This is a genomic window from Wohlfahrtiimonas sp. XWW7, assembly GCF_056716055.1.
Map to the genome: position 1 here is coordinate 250,885 of NZ_CP168032.1, position 15,300 is coordinate 266,184.

General features: G+C 37.9%; 17 protein-coding genes. 4 read left to right on the forward strand and 13 right to left on the reverse strand.

Going from position 1 to position 15,300, the window contains the following annotated elements:
* Positions 1-87 precede the first annotated feature (87 nt).
* The 4 genes from ACA100_RS01265 to ACA100_RS01280 all read left to right on the forward strand — a co-directional run bounded on the left by ACA100_RS01265 (position 88) and on the right by ACA100_RS01280 (position 2,961).
* Positions 88-1,098 carry an isopenicillin N synthase family dioxygenase gene (locus ACA100_RS01265; protein WP_481078212.1) on the forward strand — a complete coding sequence of 337 codons (1,011 nt, stop codon included), beginning with the start codon at positions 88-90 and terminating at the stop codon, positions 1,096-1,098.
* 23 nt (positions 1,099-1,121) lie between these two features.
* Entirely contained in the window at positions 1,122-1,943 is an 822-nt protein-coding gene (locus ACA100_RS01270) for a MetQ/NlpA family ABC transporter substrate-binding protein (protein WP_481078213.1), read from the forward strand.
* Positions 1,944-1,995: 52 nt separating this feature from the next.
* Positions 1,996-2,655: an alpha/beta fold hydrolase gene (locus ACA100_RS01275; protein ID WP_481078214.1), complete on the forward strand. Its 660-nt coding sequence runs from the start codon at positions 1,996-1,998 to the stop codon at positions 2,653-2,655.
* A gap of 126 nt (positions 2,656-2,781) precedes the next feature.
* On the forward strand, positions 2,782-2,961 hold the full coding sequence (locus ACA100_RS01280; RefSeq protein WP_481078215.1) for an alanine-zipper protein: 180 nt from the start codon (positions 2,782-2,784) through the stop codon (positions 2,959-2,961).
* A gap of 56 nt (positions 2,962-3,017) precedes the next feature.
* Here ACA100_RS01280 and ACA100_RS01285 read toward each other — a convergent pair whose 3' ends face one another.
* From ACA100_RS01285 to ACA100_RS01345, 13 genes are all read right to left on the reverse strand, one after another.
* Positions 3,018-3,998 carry an NAD(P)H-dependent glycerol-3-phosphate dehydrogenase gene (locus tag ACA100_RS01285; RefSeq protein WP_481078216.1) on the reverse strand — a complete coding sequence of 327 codons (981 nt, stop codon included), beginning with the start codon at positions 3,996-3,998 and terminating at the stop codon, positions 3,018-3,020.
* Between the two features lie 84 nt (positions 3,999-4,082).
* Positions 4,083-5,255 (reverse strand): porin, encoded by a 1,173-nt coding sequence (locus ACA100_RS01290; RefSeq protein WP_481078217.1) that lies wholly within the window; start codon positions 5,253-5,255, stop codon positions 4,083-4,085.
* Positions 5,256-5,465: 210 nt separating this feature from the next.
* On the reverse strand, positions 5,466-6,668 hold the full coding sequence (coaBC, locus tag ACA100_RS01295; RefSeq protein WP_481078218.1) for a bifunctional phosphopantothenoylcysteine decarboxylase/phosphopantothenate--cysteine ligase CoaBC: 1,203 nt from the start codon (positions 6,666-6,668) through the stop codon (positions 5,466-5,468).
* Positions 6,669-6,677: 9 nt separating this feature from the next.
* On the reverse strand, positions 6,678-8,195 hold the full coding sequence (rng, locus tag ACA100_RS01300; protein WP_481078219.1) for a ribonuclease G: 1,518 nt from the start codon (positions 8,193-8,195) through the stop codon (positions 6,678-6,680).
* 10 nt (positions 8,196-8,205) lie between these two features.
* Entirely contained in the window at positions 8,206-9,381 is a 1,176-nt protein-coding gene (locus ACA100_RS01305) for a phosphoglycerate kinase (RefSeq protein WP_481078220.1), read from the reverse strand.
* Positions 9,382-9,392: 11 nt separating this feature from the next.
* On the reverse strand, positions 9,393-10,346 hold the full coding sequence (trxB, locus tag ACA100_RS01310) for a thioredoxin-disulfide reductase (RefSeq protein WP_481079087.1): 954 nt from the start codon (positions 10,344-10,346) through the stop codon (positions 9,393-9,395).
* Positions 10,347-10,452: 106 nt separating this feature from the next.
* The gene (locus tag ACA100_RS01315) at positions 10,453-10,815 is read right to left on the reverse strand and encodes a roadblock/LC7 domain-containing protein (protein WP_077927347.1); all 363 of its coding nucleotides are present in this window, start codon (positions 10,813-10,815) and stop codon (positions 10,453-10,455) included.
* Between the two features lie 23 nt (positions 10,816-10,838).
* Complete coding sequence (locus ACA100_RS01320; protein ID WP_481078221.1) at positions 10,839-11,489, reverse strand: hypothetical protein; 651 nt, start codon at positions 11,487-11,489, stop codon at positions 10,839-10,841.
* On the reverse strand, positions 11,486-12,010 hold the full coding sequence (locus tag ACA100_RS01325; protein ID WP_481078222.1) for a GTP-binding protein: 525 nt from the start codon (positions 12,008-12,010) through the stop codon (positions 11,486-11,488). The genes ACA100_RS01320 and ACA100_RS01325 overlap by 4 nt, the downstream gene beginning before the upstream one ends.
* Positions 12,011-12,058: 48 nt before the next feature.
* Positions 12,059-13,300, reverse strand: coding sequence for a hypothetical protein (locus ACA100_RS01330; protein WP_481078223.1), 1,242 nt, complete (start codon positions 13,298-13,300; stop codon positions 12,059-12,061).
* A 9-nt stretch (positions 13,301-13,309) separates the two neighbouring features.
* Positions 13,310-13,654, reverse strand: coding sequence for a hypothetical protein (locus ACA100_RS01335; protein ID WP_481078224.1), 345 nt, complete (start codon positions 13,652-13,654; stop codon positions 13,310-13,312).
* Between the two features lie 15 nt (positions 13,655-13,669).
* A complete protein-coding gene (locus ACA100_RS01340; protein WP_481078225.1) occupies positions 13,670-14,767 on the reverse strand; it encodes an extracellular solute-binding protein in 1,098 nt (365 codons plus the stop codon).
* 84 nt (positions 14,768-14,851) lie between these two features.
* Positions 14,852-15,283: a c-type cytochrome gene (locus tag ACA100_RS01345; RefSeq protein ID WP_481078226.1), complete on the reverse strand. Its 432-nt coding sequence runs from the start codon at positions 15,281-15,283 to the stop codon at positions 14,852-14,854.
* Between the last annotated feature and the right edge of the window lie 17 nt (positions 15,284-15,300).

The window sequence follows — 15,300 nt, forward strand, 5'->3', positions numbered from 1 at the left end:
GATCTCCTTGTTTAGAACCCTCTAAATAGCAGAGGCAAGCGAATATCAACAACGGCAAACACCGAATTGATATGACAAGGAGATTTCATGACTCAACACAATTTACCCATTTTGGACTTTGCTAAATTCCGTGAAGGCGGAAGTGCAAAAGCTGAATTCATTCAGACACTCGGCGATGTTACACACAACATTGGCTTTTTCTATCTTAAAAATCATGGCATTGAACAAACACTATTAGATCGTGCTTTAGAACTTTCTAAGCAGTTCTTTGCTTTGCCCATTGAAAAAAAATTAGACATTCAAATGGTGAAATCGCCACATTTTCGCGGTTATACCAAGCTTAAAGATGAAATCACACGGGAAAAACCTGATTCCCGCGAGCAACTGGATTATATGCCTGAATATAAAGCCATTCCTTTAGAGCAAATTCCACAGAATCAACCTTGGCTTCGCATCCAAGGCCCCAATCAATGGCCTGAATCTATCCCTGATTTAAAACCGACATTATTAGAATTACAGCGTCAAAAAGTTACTTTGGCAAAAGTTCTACTCACAGCTTTTGCAGAATCATTAGGGCAATCGCCTGATGTATTCGCACATACTTATTCAACGAACCCTTCTGTGCTTTGTAAAGCCATTCATTATCCAGGGACAGAACAAGCAGAACAAGGCGTTGGTGCGCATAAAGATGGCGGATATTTAACGCTATTATTACAAGATGAACATTCAGGCTTAGAAGTGTTAAAAGATGATGAATGGGTGCCTGCAACACCAATTAAAGGCACATTCATTGTCAATATTGGTGAATTATTGGAAATTGCTTCCCAAGGTTATCTCAAAGCCACACAACATCGAGTCACAACTCCGCCCATTAATGTGGATAGATATTCATTGGCATTCTTTTTAACCTCACAATTAAATGCAACTGTGCCTCTTTTAGAATTGCCAGCGCATTTACAGCCAAGCAATTTTGCAATCACCCAAGATCCTAAAAATCCGTTGTTCACAGAAATTGGCAAGAACTTCTTAAAAGGCCGCTTGCGCTCACATCCCGATGTTGCCGTTGCACACTATTCTGACCTTCCACAATTAGCATAATCATCTTTTTTAAGGTAAATATCATGAAAAAATTCTTATTGTTACTATCCAGCATATTTGTTATCACTGCGTGTTCTGACAATACAACAGCAACGAACAATTCAGCAACAGAACAAAAAACAATTAAAATCATCTCTTCCCCTGGAGATTTTGCCGATATGATTCGTAATTATATTGGCCCTGAATTACAAAAGCGTGGTTACAAATATGAATTACGAGAAAGCACCAATGGTATTTTGCCTAATCAAAGCGTTGTGGATGGTTCTGCTGACTTAAACCTATTCCAACATAAGCCTTATTTAGACGAATACAATGCACAAGCAAAAACCAATTTATATCCATTAGTACAAGTGCCAACAGCACCGTTAGCGATTTATAAAGCAAAATCTCAATCTCTCGATGATGTTAAAGCAGGTAGCCAAATTGCTATTCCATCGAATGTAACTAACTTTGCACGTGGATTAAGAATCTTAGAATCCTTAGGCTGGATTCAATTAGATCCCAATGCTGATCCTATCATTGTGGGTGAGCAAGACATCATTGCCAATCCAAAAGGTGTGAAGATTCTTGCTATCGATGCACCGCAAGTTGTTCGTGCACGCAGCGATGTTGAATTTGCCATCATCAATGGTAACTTTGCTCAAGATGCCAATATTCCAGACAGCGATATTCTCCGCACAGAACCTGGTAAAACATTTGTGAATTGGATTGTGGTTGCAGATCAAAACAGAGAAAGCGATTGGGCAAAAGCGATCATAGACATTGTGAACAGCCAAGGCTATAAAGATTATGTGAAAAATAACTTCCCTGCTTTTTATAATTTACCGCCTGCTTGGGAAAAATAACATAATTGATTATGATGCTCAGTCATACTTTAAAATATTCTAGGATGACTTTATGGCGTACATTAATATTAATGGCACTCAGATCTTCTATACACAGCAAGGTTCTGGATTGCCATTAATTTTTTTACACGGCAATGGTGAAGATCACCATATTTTTGATCCACTGATCAAGAAACTGTCTCACCAATTTACATGCTACGCGCTGGATAGCCGTAATCATGGCCAAAGCCAAATGACAGATCAATTCCATTATCAAACAATGACGGATGATCTTTTAGCTTTCATTCATGAATTAAAACTCTCGCCTGTGAATATCATTGGCTTCAGTGATGGCTCTATCGTGACGATGTTATTGGCAATGCAGCAACCTGAATTGATTGATAAAGCCGTTCTTCTTGGCCCTAATTTAAAGCCAAGTGACTTTACAGATGCTTGTACGCGCTATGTGGAGCGCTTATATAGAAATGATCCCAATCCTCTCTATAAAATGATGTTGGATGAACCCAATATTGAAGCCGAAGATTTGCAAAAAATTCAAGCGAAAACTTTAATCGTCGGCGGTGAAAATGATCTCTATAAAGCAGGAACTTTTGAAAAAATTCATGAAAATATTCAAAAATCTAACTTATTGATATTAGAAAATCATGATCATAGTAGCTATATATTTCAAAATGATATGCTCTATCCAGAGATCATTCAATTTTTGAAATAAATATTTTTCACAGCATCTTCCAGTTGGAAATAAATCCACTATAATTACCATCAGAATTGATTTATATCTAAAAAAAAGGCATGATATAAATGTCAATTTGTGACCTAACTTACTAAGGAGTTATACATGAAAGGTTTATTAAAAGTAACTAGTTTGATCGCTTTAGGTTTAGTAGCAACAGGCTGCGCAACAAATGCACAAAAAACTGCTGATGAAGCTTTAACAACTGCAAATGAAGCAAAAAGCATTGCTTTAAACACTCAAGCGCAATTCGATCGTTATTTTGCTAAAACTCGTTACAAATAATCGAGCTTTACAATAACCACAAAATACTAAAAGCCTCTATGACAGAGGCTTTTTTCTTATTCACTTTTTGCAGAACGCTCCAATAAATTACTCAGTGCAATTTTTGGATCTAAGTTCTCCATCAAAATCTTATACACTTCAGCAACGATCGGCAGTTCAATGCTCTGTTTTTCCCCCAATGCTTTCATATTGATCACATTGTTCGCACCTTCCACCACTTGAAAGACTTTTTCAAAGGCTTCCTCTTTTGTTAAACCTTCACCAATGAATTTACCAAAACGATAGTTACGTGATTCTGTGCTTGTGGCCGTCAAAGTTAAATCACCAACGCCAGCCAAGCCTAAAAATGTTTCTAAGGATGCTCCCAATGAAACACCCAAACGAGTCATTTCTGCTAAACCACGCGTGATGAGTGCTGCCCTTGCATTGCAACCAAAGCCTAAGCCTTCTGAAATCCCCGCCGCAATCGCAATCACATTTTTATATGTGCCTGCTAATTGAACACCAATCGGATCAGAATTCAAATAAACACGCATGTGATGATGATGAAACAATGGTAAAAAATTTTTCGCATCCCGCTCATTTTTAGAAGCAATCGTAATAGCTGTTGGTAAATGGCGAGCCACTTCAGATGCAAAACTTGGGCCAGATAATACAGCTTGCACAGGTGAATCAAACATTTCATCAATCATTTCTGAAAAAAAGCGATTACTATCATGCTCTAAACCTTTTGTCGCATTAATGAATGCTAGATCCTTTTGACCAAAAGATTTAATTTGCTGCAAAATATCCAATAAAGCAAAAGAAGGCACAACAAATACCAATTGATCACATTGTTCAACCAACTGTTCCAAGGAACTTGTGGCGATAATATTCTCTGGATACTGAATATTCGGTAAATATTTAGGATTATAACGAGTTTCTTGGATGGTTTTAATGTCATCCTGATTATGTCCCCACAGCATTACGTTTTCTACGCGCGCAATGTGAATGGCCAATGCACTGCCCCAAGAACCGCTGCCTAATACACCAATCATTTCTTCCCCTTAAATTTTAGATAAAAATAAAGCCCGCTATGCGGGCTCTATCTAATACAAATTTATACTCTGATAAAAGTCAGATTAGAAATCGTGACGGATACCAACTGAGAATGCATCACGGTTTTGTTTAGTTTGCTCAGTAGTACCTTTGCCAAATTTACGGTTTTCTTTACCATATTCAGCCCATACTTTTGTACGAGTAGATAATTTTTGCTCGAAACCAACAGCCCATACAGTCATTGTATCTTTAGTAGTGCTATTATTTTTATACTTAACTTCTGCTTGACCTACTGTCGCACGAATTGTGCTGAAGTAATCAGGACCAAACGAGAAGTGACCACCGATATCCCAACCAGTTGAAGTTACTTTAGTACCAACATTACCTTTTTTACCACGCTCACCAGCACCGAAGTCTGCGTTCACGCCGAACTGCTCATTTTCAAAACCAACATTCAAACCGTACATATTTGCACGTTTCATGTTTTCAGCTAAATCAGCACCCATGTATGCTGCTTTAGCATAGAAACCTGATTCGTGTTCATAGTTCAAGCCAACAGTATACATGTCGAAACCTTTGCTTGAGTTATTATTTGAATTGTATGCACTAACAATTACATTACCTGCTTTATCTTTTACTTCGCCTTTTGGTGCTTCTGCAATACCAGCGATTACAAAGTTGAAGCCAGAGAATGAAGGAGAAACGTAAGCAATAGAGTTACCTACGCGAGTTGGCATTGAAGAGAAAGTACCTTGAGTGCTTACTACTTTACCATCTTTAACATTGTTGCCAGCTGCTGTTAAAACTGTACCAGTTGCATAACGCAACGCAGAAGTCGCACCTAAGTCGCCGTTAAAGCTATCAGCTTCTGTACCAGCATTCAAAGATTCTGTGAATGGGTTGTTCTGACGACCCAAAGCTACTGTACCCCATTCGCCTTGAACACCAATCCATGCTAAACGCAATTCGTTAGAAAAACCCTTACCACCTGACATACCGTCAAAGCCGAACTCAGCTTGGAACAATACTTTAGCGCCGTTACCTAAATCTTCAGAACCTTTCAAACCAACACGTGAGCCGTAATCAGCCATTTCTAAACCACGTTTTTCTGGTGTTGTTTTAACTTGATTTTTACCATAATGGTTTTTACCAACTTCAGCACCTAAACGGATAGAACCGTATAATACTGTTTCAGCTGATGCTGCTGTGAACGCCATTGCGCCCGCTAATGCTACTACAACTAAGCTCTTTTTCATTTTGTAAGCTCCAAATTGATTAAAAATAAATTAGATAATGAGTTTCAGCTCATGTTTATCCATGTGGCTAATTTAATACTATTTGTGACTTTAATGCAACTTTTATTTTCATTTTTAATACATTTTGTTGTATTAATATTCCAACAAAAATTTAAATTCACAAAAAAATATTCAATATCAATTAGTTAAATTGTTGTATTTTAGATACAACTAATTTTTAGACATGAACTTTTTTATTGCCAAATCGACGATTTGTTTCGCCTGATCTTGCTTTGATGAATGTGGCAACTCGATTTTTTCATTATTTGTATCAATAATGACAATACTATTCTCATCCGCGCCAAAAACTTTGCCTTGAGAAACATCATTGGCACAAATTAAATCTAGATGTTTTGCATTCAATTTTTTTGTGGCATATTCAACGACATTCTGCGTTTCTGCTGCAAAGCCAATCACAAATGGTTTATTCGGCAATGCTGCTACTGTCGCCAATACATCAGGATTCTTCACAAATGATAATGTTAAGCCATCTTGATCATCTGTTTTTTTCATTTTTTCTGTAGCAATGTTTGCAACACGATAATCTGCAACCGCAGCCGCACCCACAAATACAGTAGCATCATTAATGTTAATCAAAACTGCATCCAACATATTCTGCGCACTTTCCACAGGCACAATATTCATGGGTAACTTTGGCTTTGCTTCACATGGACCAAGCACTAAAGTGACATTCGCACCTTGCTCAGCAAACGCATCCGCTAAACGACATGCCATTTTCCCGCTGGAATGATTACTAATGTAACGTACAGGATCTATGGCTTCTCTCGTTGGCCCGCCTGTGATCACAACTTTTTGACCTGATAATGGCAAATCTTTTGGATTTAAATCCGCTAAAATTCTATCGTGAATGGCTTCTGGCTCTGCCATTCTGCCTTGCCCAACTTCACCACAAGCTTGCTCGCCACTTTCAGGATCAATCATTAAGTACAAATGACTTGCCAATAACTTTTGAACGTTAGCTTGTGTCATTGGGTTATCCCACATGAATCGATTCATGCTTGGCGCGATGTGAATTTTCTTAGGTGATGCTAAACACATTGCGCTCACTAAATCATCCGCAATGCCATTCGCTAATTTTGCTAACATATTGGCACTGCAAGGCGCAATCACAATCGCATCCGCCCAGCGAGATAACTCAATGTGCCCCATACCCATTTCATGAGCAGGATCCAATAGATTATCCACAACAACATTGCCAGACAAAGCTTGCATTGTCATCGGTGTAATGAACTCTTTCGCACTTTGCGTCATCACAACGCGCACTTCACAATCTGACTTTTTAAACAAACGCACCAAATGCGCAGACTTATAAGCTGCAATACTGCCTGTGATGGCAACGACGATTTTTTTCATGGCATTAACCTACAATAAAATAATATCGAATTGCTCTATATTATAGAGTGCTTCCGCTTGTAGTTTGATATTCAATCCAGCAAATGTTTGTAATTCTGCTAAATGATGGGCTTCTTCATCGAGTAATTGCTCGATCACATCTGAAGATGCCAAAATTAAAATACTATTAATGTTCGGATATTGCTTCGCTTCACGCACAACTTCCCTAAAAATCTCATAGCAAATAGTTTCTTTTGTTTTAATATAACCCTTGCCTTGGCATGTTGGACATTTTTCACAAAGAATATGCTCCAAGCTTTCTCTTGTGCGCTTGCGTGTCATTTCCACTAAGCCCAAACTTGTCACAGCGCTGATGGTTGTGCGCGCATTATCATTCGATAAATGCTGCTGCAATTCATCCAAAACACTTTGCTGATGCTCTGGATTGATCATATCAATGAAATCAATGATGATCATACCGCCCAAATTACGCAAACGTACCTGATGTGCGATGGCTTGCGCGGCTTCTAAATTTGTTTTAAAAATTGTCTCTTCTAAATTACGATGACCAACATAAGCACCTGTATTGACATCAATCGTCGTCATCGCTTCTGTTTGTTCGATAATAATATAGCCACCAGATTTCAAAGCCACATGATTCGACAATGCTTTTTCGATCTCTTCTTCGATATTATATAAGTCAAAAATTGGTCGAGAACCTTTATAGAGCTGCATATTACCCAAAGTTTCAGGCAAGAAATCTTGTGCAAAGCCCAACATGCGCTCAAATGGCTCTGTTGCATCCACACGAATCTGCTGAATGCCGCGGCCAACATAATCACGCAAAATACGCAGTTCTAATGGAAAATTCCCATAAATTAAATCCCCCGCTTTGGATGCTTTCATTTTTACGGAAACATTGTCCCAAAGACGAGATAGAAATTGCATATCTGCTTTGAGCACCCAAGGATCCACACCTTCAGCTGCTGTGCGCGCAATATAAGCACCACCCAATTCTTCTTGAAAATTACTTAAATGATCCTTTAATCGCTGGCGCTCTTCCTCTTGTTCAATGCGGATCGAAACACCAATCACATCGCTTTCCGCCAAATATACTAAATAACAGGAAGGAATAGAAACTTGCGTCGTTAATCTTGCGCCTTTTGTACCGAGCGGATCTTTGATCACTTGGACAACAATCTCTTGTCCTTGATACAAAATCGCTGTGATGTCTGCTTTTGGCGGAATGATCACAGGTTTTTCAACATTTTCATCACATTCATCAGGCAATAACTCTTTTTCAATTTCCAAAGAATTTTTCACTGTATGAATATCATTCACATGAAGGAAAGCAGCACGCTCTAATCCGATATCAACAAATGCTGCTTCCATTCCTGGCAATACCCTGACAACCTTGCCTTTATAGATATTGCCCACTAAAAGGTTACGATCTGTCCTCTCAATTAATATTTCTTGCAAGACGCCATCTCGCATGACTGCTGCGCGAGTTTCATATGGCGTTTTATTAATTAAGATTTCATCACTCATAATTTTCCTTTTAGTTTGCTCTTCTTTCCAACATTGCAACGGCTGGTAATTCTTTACCTTCCAAGAATTCAAGGAATGCACCGCCTGCTGTTGAAATGTACGAGATGTCAGATGTTAAACCAAATTGCTCAATCGCTGCAACTGTATCGCCACCGCCCGCGATAGAAAATGCACCACTTTGCTTGATGGCTTCGCCCAATGCTTTTGTGCCTTCTGCAAAGCTTGCAAACTCAAATACACCAACAGGACCATTCCATACAACTGTTTTAGATTTCAAAATCAACTCAGCATATAATTGAGCTGTTTCTGGTCCAATATCCATGATCATGTCATCTTCTGCTACATCAGCAACCTTTTTCACGGTCGCTTCAGTATTCGCATCGAAAGCTTTACCCACAACAACATCCACTGGCAATGGAATGTTTTTTCCCGTTGCTTTTGCTTTTGCCAATAATGCTTTTGCATCTTCAACTAAATCAGCTTCCACCAAGCTTTTACCTACTGGCAAACCTTGCGCTAATAATAGCGTATTCGTAATGCCGCCGCCTGTGATCAATACATCTACTTTATCCAACAATTGATTCAATACTGTTAATTTTGTAGAAACTTTAGAGCCACCCACAATTGCAACAATCGGGCTTTCAGGTGCAACTAAACCTTTTTTCAAAGAGTCTAATTCTTCTGATAATACTAAACCTGCACATGCAACTTTAGCTTGATCACCAACGCCAACTGTTGAAGCAGCTGCTCTATGCGCCGTTGCAAATGCATCCATCACAAATACATCACACAATGCAGCCATTTTGCCAGCCAACTCTGCATTATTTTTATTTTCACCCACTAAAAAGCGAGTATTTTCTAGCAATTTAACTTTACCTGATTCAACTGATACGCCATCAATCCAATCGCGCACTAAAGGCACTTCTTGTCCTAAAGCATTCGTTAACCATGCTGCAACTGGCTCTAAGCTGAACTCTGCATTGTAAACACCTTCATCTGGACGACCCAAATGAGACATAACTAAAACGCCAGCGCCTTGTTTTAAAGCCTGCTCGATTGTTTTCATGGATGCCACTAAACGTGCATCCGATGTAATCTTGCCATCATGAATCGGCACATTTAAATCTTCACGAATTAATACTGTTTTGCCTTTTAGATCCAATGTTTCCATTTTGTTATAGCGCATGATTGATCCCCTTAATTAATTTTATCCAAGTATTTTTCGACATCTAAAGCAGCCATACAACCTGTTCCCGCAGATGTAATTGCTTGACGATAAATAGAATCCATCACATCGCCACATGCAAATACGCCATCCACACTTGTTGCTGTTGCATTGCCTTCGATACCTGAACGCACTTTAATATAACCATTCACCATATCTAATTGCCCTGCAAACATATCTGTATTTGGATGATGACCAATTGCAATAAATACGCCCAACAATGATACTGATTGAATATCACCTGTTTGAACATGTTTAATTTTAATGCCATTGACTAAATTATTCTCACCCACAACTTCATCTAGCGTGCTCTCTAAATGGAGCTCGATTTTGCCTTCTTCAACCTTACGATACAATTTTTCGATCATTATTTTTTCAGCACGGAAAGTATCACGACGATGAATCAAATGAACTTTAGAGGCAATGCCACTTAAATACAGCGCTTCTTCTACTGCTGTGTTACCGCCACCAACAACTGCGACTTCTTGATCTTTATAGAAGAAACCATCACAAGTTGCACAAGCAGAAACACCTTTACCTTTATATGCTTCTTCCGATGGCAATCCCAAATATTTAGCGGTTGCACCTGTCGCAATGATCAACGCTTGACATTCATAAGTTTCACTGCCACCTTCCAAGATGAAGGTTTTACCCGAAAGATCTACTTTCTCAATGTGATCCCAGATCATTTCTGTGCCGAAACGCTCTGCATGCTCTGAAAGCCTACTCATTAAAGCAGGTCCTGTTAAGCCTTCTTCACCACCTGGCCAATTATCAATTTCTGTCGTTGTCATCAGCTGGCCACCTTGCTGAATTCCCGTAATGATGACAGGCTTCAAATTTGCACGTGCGGCATATAAAGCGGCGGTATAGCCAGCAGGTCCTGATCCTAGAATGATCAGCGGATAAATTTTTCTCTCTTCCATCATCTTATCAATCCAAATTAATCCAAAAGGATCATTATACAAAAGATTTCATTTTTTAAAGGCATAAAAAAACCCACTCAAACAAGTGGGCTTTTTTAATTCAATCTTACAGCATTGGTTTGATTGCTTCAGATGCTCTTTTAATGTCTAGGAAAATTAAACCTAAACGAGCATTTGCTTTACACATTACTGATAATACAGCATCGCTTCCCGCTGATGTCATAATGACGTAACCTGAAGCACCTTTTACAAGTACTTGCTCCAACTCACCACGCGCTAATTCTTTAGCAATACGCTCACCTAATGACAACATTGCAGCACTCATCGCACCAACATGATCTTCATCCATACTTGCAGGCAAGAGTGAACTCATGATCAAACCATCTGTCGAAATAATTGCCGAAGCTTCTATATCCGCTGATGTACCATTCAATTCACTTAAGATTGAGTTCAACACTTCTTCACGCATATACTTATCCTTTTATTATATCTCTAGTTCTTTTTGAACCTAACATTGCCATATCGATATACTAACACCCATATCAAATCTCGAAAAGCTTTTTGATTCAAAAAAGGTATGCCCGCAATCGTCAAGGTAAACTTATTACCCGAAACGTCCATCGCATAAATACCCAATTGAGTCATACCTTGATAGTTTGTAATACCAACACCAATATGGCTGTGGCCATTCACAATTTTAGAAACTGTATCATAACTGTCTTGATATAAACTCGATAAACGAGTACTCATTGCTGCTATTTGATTTAACTCTTCCTCAGGAAAACCCACATTTCCTAGCAAGAAACCCAATTGATCTGACAATAACGCTTTATCTAAGCTTGAAAACATAGATAATAACGATGGCAGATCATTTTCGAAGTTGATCACTGGTACAGCAACTTCTTTTGTCTCTGATTGGATGAAGTGCATGATTTCTAACTGATAAAATATCGCTTTTGCGAGCTTTATTTGATCATTTTCAAAACCCGTTAACTGACAAATCATATCATCTGACAATTCAGGACTTTTATCCAAACTCAACAACTTTAACAGAACATTACGAACCGCTTGATTTGTAGTTGTCTGCTGTACTGCGTAGAGTGCGCCTTGCGCTGTTACTGTAATGTACTTTTTCACTGTCATCGCTCGTTAGCCTTTACAACCATCTTCTCAACCAGTTTAAGAACATCATGTTTTTTCCTAACGTCCACAACTATTGTATCAGAAAGAGATGGGTGATATTGAAAAATTGCATTTAAAAATAATTCAATCTGATTCGCATCAAAGTTCTCAGTTTGCGTTACACCAATGACACAAGGATTTTTTTCTATGACTTGTAGATATTCGTATAATATTTGCCCGACTTCCTCGACTTTGATGTGCTGCATGCTCAATAGTAGAATAACACCAATACTGCCTTTGACAAGTATATCGTGCATAAAACTAAAGCGTTCTTGCCCTGGCGCTGCATAAATATGTAATTTCAAACTATCTAAATGCAAAACACCATAATCTAACGAAACAGTTGTATCACCTTTAATCGATGATACTTCATCGCTAGTTTTTTTAGATGTTGTGATAATGCTATCACCACATAAACTGCGCACTGCTGTCGTTTTACCACTCGCAACTGGTCCAACAAAAAGCATTTTATACTGGTTCATTTTATGTTTTACCTTTTTATACTCGATGAGCCTATCCGACTCTTATATTTACAACTTTTGTAACTCTGATAATAATGCATTTAAATCTAATTGATTTTTTGATTTATTATCCACTAATTCATTATCAAAAAAACCATATAAATCACATAAAGTATAATATGAGAAAATATAATACAAATTAACCTCGGGCAATAATTCTGCAGTATCTCTTAAAGAAACATTTCTAAAGCCCCAAATACTATCCATTTCTTTGGAAAATGGGACATCCATTGCAATATTGTACGACTCTTTTTTTCTCATTAACCCTAAAGGATCTTTGATATTTTTATTATTAATAATGCGACCTTTAGCTGCTAATAAAATTGCCCGACTCAATGCTGCCAAAGCATCACTATAATGATAACTGTCAAATTTGTTAATTAATTCCATAAATTCTGTTCTAGAATCTATCGTCTTAATGGTCACTTCGTTTTTAGACATAGTAGAAAAAGCGACAATATCTTCAACTTCCAAATTCGATAATATCACGCCATCACCAAAAAGAAATGTAATGCCAGACTTAATTTCAAAATAATGAATATGATTTTTTAACTGCCCTGTATAAATTTTCTTAAAAATATTGAGGCACGCATAACTGGACATATCATAGTAAATCTCATCTGCATGGGAATAAATGCTAGACATTTCATGCAACTGAGATTTTTCTATACTCGCAAAATAATCATTATCATAAACATAAGGCGTAATTTTCTTAATCTCACGCAACTCTTCTTTCCAATGCGTGAAAGAGCTATCATTACCTTCTAACTGCTCCTGATGAATGATTTCAGCAATCGCCTCAATCTCTTTTTCAACCTTTTTCTCTACAGGCTCAATCACAGGCTCAACTTCTTGTTGCTTACGCTTTGTTAGATAATCAGGATCCATAAACTTAGCAAAAGGATTACCTGTAGATGCATTAGCCTTGGGTTGTGCAGGTTCTTCCTTCGGCACGACCTTCTTCGGCGTTGCCACCACGCTATCCAATACGGCTAACAACTCTTCAATTTTAATTGGTTTACGCACAATTAAGTTATGCTGAAAATGTTCAGGCGATACCGTTAAAATGATTGTGTGATTATCCAACTGTTTTTCGATCGCTTTTCTTCCATCAATCGAATCTGCATCGATCAATGTCACATCGCCATGCTCACCCAAGGCAAATCGGCCTTTGGTTTTTAATTTTAGAAGTTGCTCAACGCTTGCACTAAAACGAGCATCGGCACCTATTAATTTTATTATTATCGTCATATTAAAGATCTAGTAAGGATTTGAGATAAAATCAAATGTGCCTTGGATATCTTCAGTCAATACACTTTTACAACTTTCTGGTATTGGCGTACTTGGTAGCACTTTCTGGTCCATATTATCATAAAAGAATAATAACCAATTGTCGTTCAATTGAAACATGCACTCTTTTACCATATCCAAACGTTTTATATTATGGCTCAAATCAGAAGCAATAAAATAGTCCAATATTGCGCCAGACAAATTAGCAGAATCGCCATATTTCAATTCAAATTGCACACGCAAACTATGATCATTCAGCGTTGCTCGACGACTAATGATAGAACTTAGAATTTCTTCACGACGCAGTATATCCATATGGCAATTTCCCTTTTATTTTCTATTCTTTAAGTCCTGCCAGAATTTTACCAACTTTTTCTGCTCAGAGTGCTTATAAGGTTGCTTGATGTGTAGTTTATTTAAGTCTTCTTGACTTGGATACAAGATTGGATCCTTAATTAAATGTTCTTCCACAAAAGGAAAAGCAGCTTCATTGGAAGTTGCGTATTCAACATAGTTTGCAGCACGCGCATTATTCTCAGGCTCTAACATAAAATTGATGAATTCATAAGCTTCATCTTTATTCGGTGCATCTTGCAATACTGTGAACTGATCAAACCAAATTAAACTCCCTTCTTTCGGAATAAAATATTGTAGATCCACATTCGTGCCTGCTTCTTTAGCGCGGGCTTTCGCCAAATAAATATCACCCGACCAACCTAAAGCTACGCAAGCATCACCATTGGCAAGCGCTGTAATATATTCAGATGAATGGAATTTTTTAATATATGGGCGAATCTGTTTCATCGCATCATATGCTTTTGCTAAATCAGCTTTATCTGTGGATTCAGCAGGAATCCCCAAATACATATTGATCACTGGCAACATTTCACTTGGGCTGTCAATCATGTAAATACCACAACTTGCCAATTTTTCTGCATACTTAGGATTCATGATTAATTCTAATGAATCTAGTGGTGCATCTGGCACCAACTCTTTAATTTTTTTTGCATCATATGCAACGCCCGTTGTTCCCCAGAAATATGGCACTGAATGTTCATTCATGCCTTTAAATTCTGCTAAACGCTCATTCACAAAGGGCCAAACATTTTTAAGATTGGGTAATTTTTCAGTATTAATGGGATCTAATTTGTTCGCTTGAATTAAATAAGCAACAGTATAATCAGAAGGCACCACAATGTCATAACCTGAGTTACCTGCTAAACTCTTTGCTAATAACACATCATTACTATCAAATGTATCATAAACAACATCTATGCCAGTTTTAGCTGTAAATTCCGTGATTAAATCAGGGTCGATATAATCCGTCCAATTATAAATTCTAACTTCTTTTGCGACAGCTGTTGCGCTCAATGCAAGTAATCCAGTGATGGCCGCCAAGCGGCTAATCTTACGAACCATAGTTTTCATTAATACTCTCTCCCCAAAAAACGATGGAAACAAGGTGGCTACACTGTAAACCACCTCATTTTACACTTTATAATAATTGATTAATTAGTCTGCACGGAAAGTATCGTGACAGCTCTTACAAGTACTGCCCAATTTACCCATTTGTGCTTTCAATGTATCTTCAGAAGCTGATGCTGCAATCATCGCATTGCTTTCTGTTACAAAGTTAGCTAAATCTTTTTGGAATTTCTCTTGGTTGCTATTGATGTTGTTAGTCACTTTACTGCCAGCATAACTACCTGGAACAAATACTTCATCCAAAGAAACTGCCATTGAATTCATGACTTTTGCCGCTTTCTCTGCTTTTGCTGCATCAAAAGGAATTTCACCTTTAGCCATACCTGCTAAAGTCCCCATTTCCCACGCTGCTACTTGAAACATTGCCTTACGAACTTTTTTAACTTGTTCCATGTCTTGAGCAAAACCCGCACTCATCGTTGCTACTGTCAATGCTGCTAACAAAGCCAATTTTTTCATTTTAAATAACTCCCATT

Coding starts and splice junctions, on each gene's coding strand:
- ACA100_RS01305 (WP_481078220.1), bottom strand. CDS start 9,381: ATGCGCTATAACAAAATGGAAACATTGGATCTAAAAGGCAAAACAGTA.
- ACA100_RS01270 (WP_481078213.1), top strand. CDS start 1,122: ATGAAAAAATTCTTATTGTTACTATCCAGCATATTTGTTATCACTGCG.
- ACA100_RS01345 (WP_481078226.1), bottom strand. CDS start 15,283: ATGAAAAAATTGGCTTTGTTAGCAGCATTGACAGTAGCAACGATGAGT.
- ACA100_RS01335 (WP_481078224.1), bottom strand. CDS start 13,654: ATGGATATACTGCGTCGTGAAGAAATTCTAAGTTCTATCATTAGTCGT.
- trxB (WP_481079087.1), bottom strand. CDS start 10,346: ATGGAAGAGAGAAAAATTTATCCGCTGATCATTCTAGGATCAGGACCT.
- ACA100_RS01285 (WP_481078216.1), bottom strand. CDS start 3,998: ATGATTGGTGTATTAGGCAGCGGTTCTTGGGGCAGTGCATTGGCCATT.
- ACA100_RS01265 (WP_481078212.1), top strand. CDS start 88: ATGACTCAACACAATTTACCCATTTTGGACTTTGCTAAATTCCGTGAA.
- ACA100_RS01290 (WP_481078217.1), bottom strand. CDS start 5,255: ATGAAAAAGAGCTTAGTTGTAGTAGCATTAGCGGGCGCAATGGCGTTC.
- ACA100_RS01280 (WP_481078215.1), top strand. CDS start 2,782: ATGAAAGGTTTATTAAAAGTAACTAGTTTGATCGCTTTAGGTTTAGTA.
- coaBC (WP_481078218.1), bottom strand. CDS start 6,668: ATGAAAAAAATCGTCGTTGCCATCACAGGCAGTATTGCAGCTTATAAG.
- ACA100_RS01320 (WP_481078221.1), bottom strand. CDS start 11,489: ATGACAGTGAAAAAGTACATTACAGTAACAGCGCAAGGCGCACTCTAC.
- rng (WP_481078219.1), bottom strand. CDS start 8,195: ATGAGTGATGAAATCTTAATTAATAAAACGCCATATGAAACTCGCGCA.
- ACA100_RS01340 (WP_481078225.1), bottom strand. CDS start 14,767: ATGAAAACTATGGTTCGTAAGATTAGCCGCTTGGCGGCCATCACTGGA.
- ACA100_RS01315 (WP_077927347.1), bottom strand. CDS start 10,815: ATGCGTGAAGAAGTGTTGAACTCAATCTTAAGTGAATTGAATGGTACA.
- ACA100_RS01275 (WP_481078214.1), top strand. CDS start 1,996: ATGGCGTACATTAATATTAATGGCACTCAGATCTTCTATACACAGCAA.
- ACA100_RS01325 (WP_481078222.1), bottom strand. CDS start 12,010: ATGAACCAGTATAAAATGCTTTTTGTTGGACCAGTTGCGAGTGGTAAA.
- ACA100_RS01330 (WP_481078223.1), bottom strand. CDS start 13,300: ATGACGATAATAATAAAATTAATAGGTGCCGATGCTCGTTTTAGTGCA.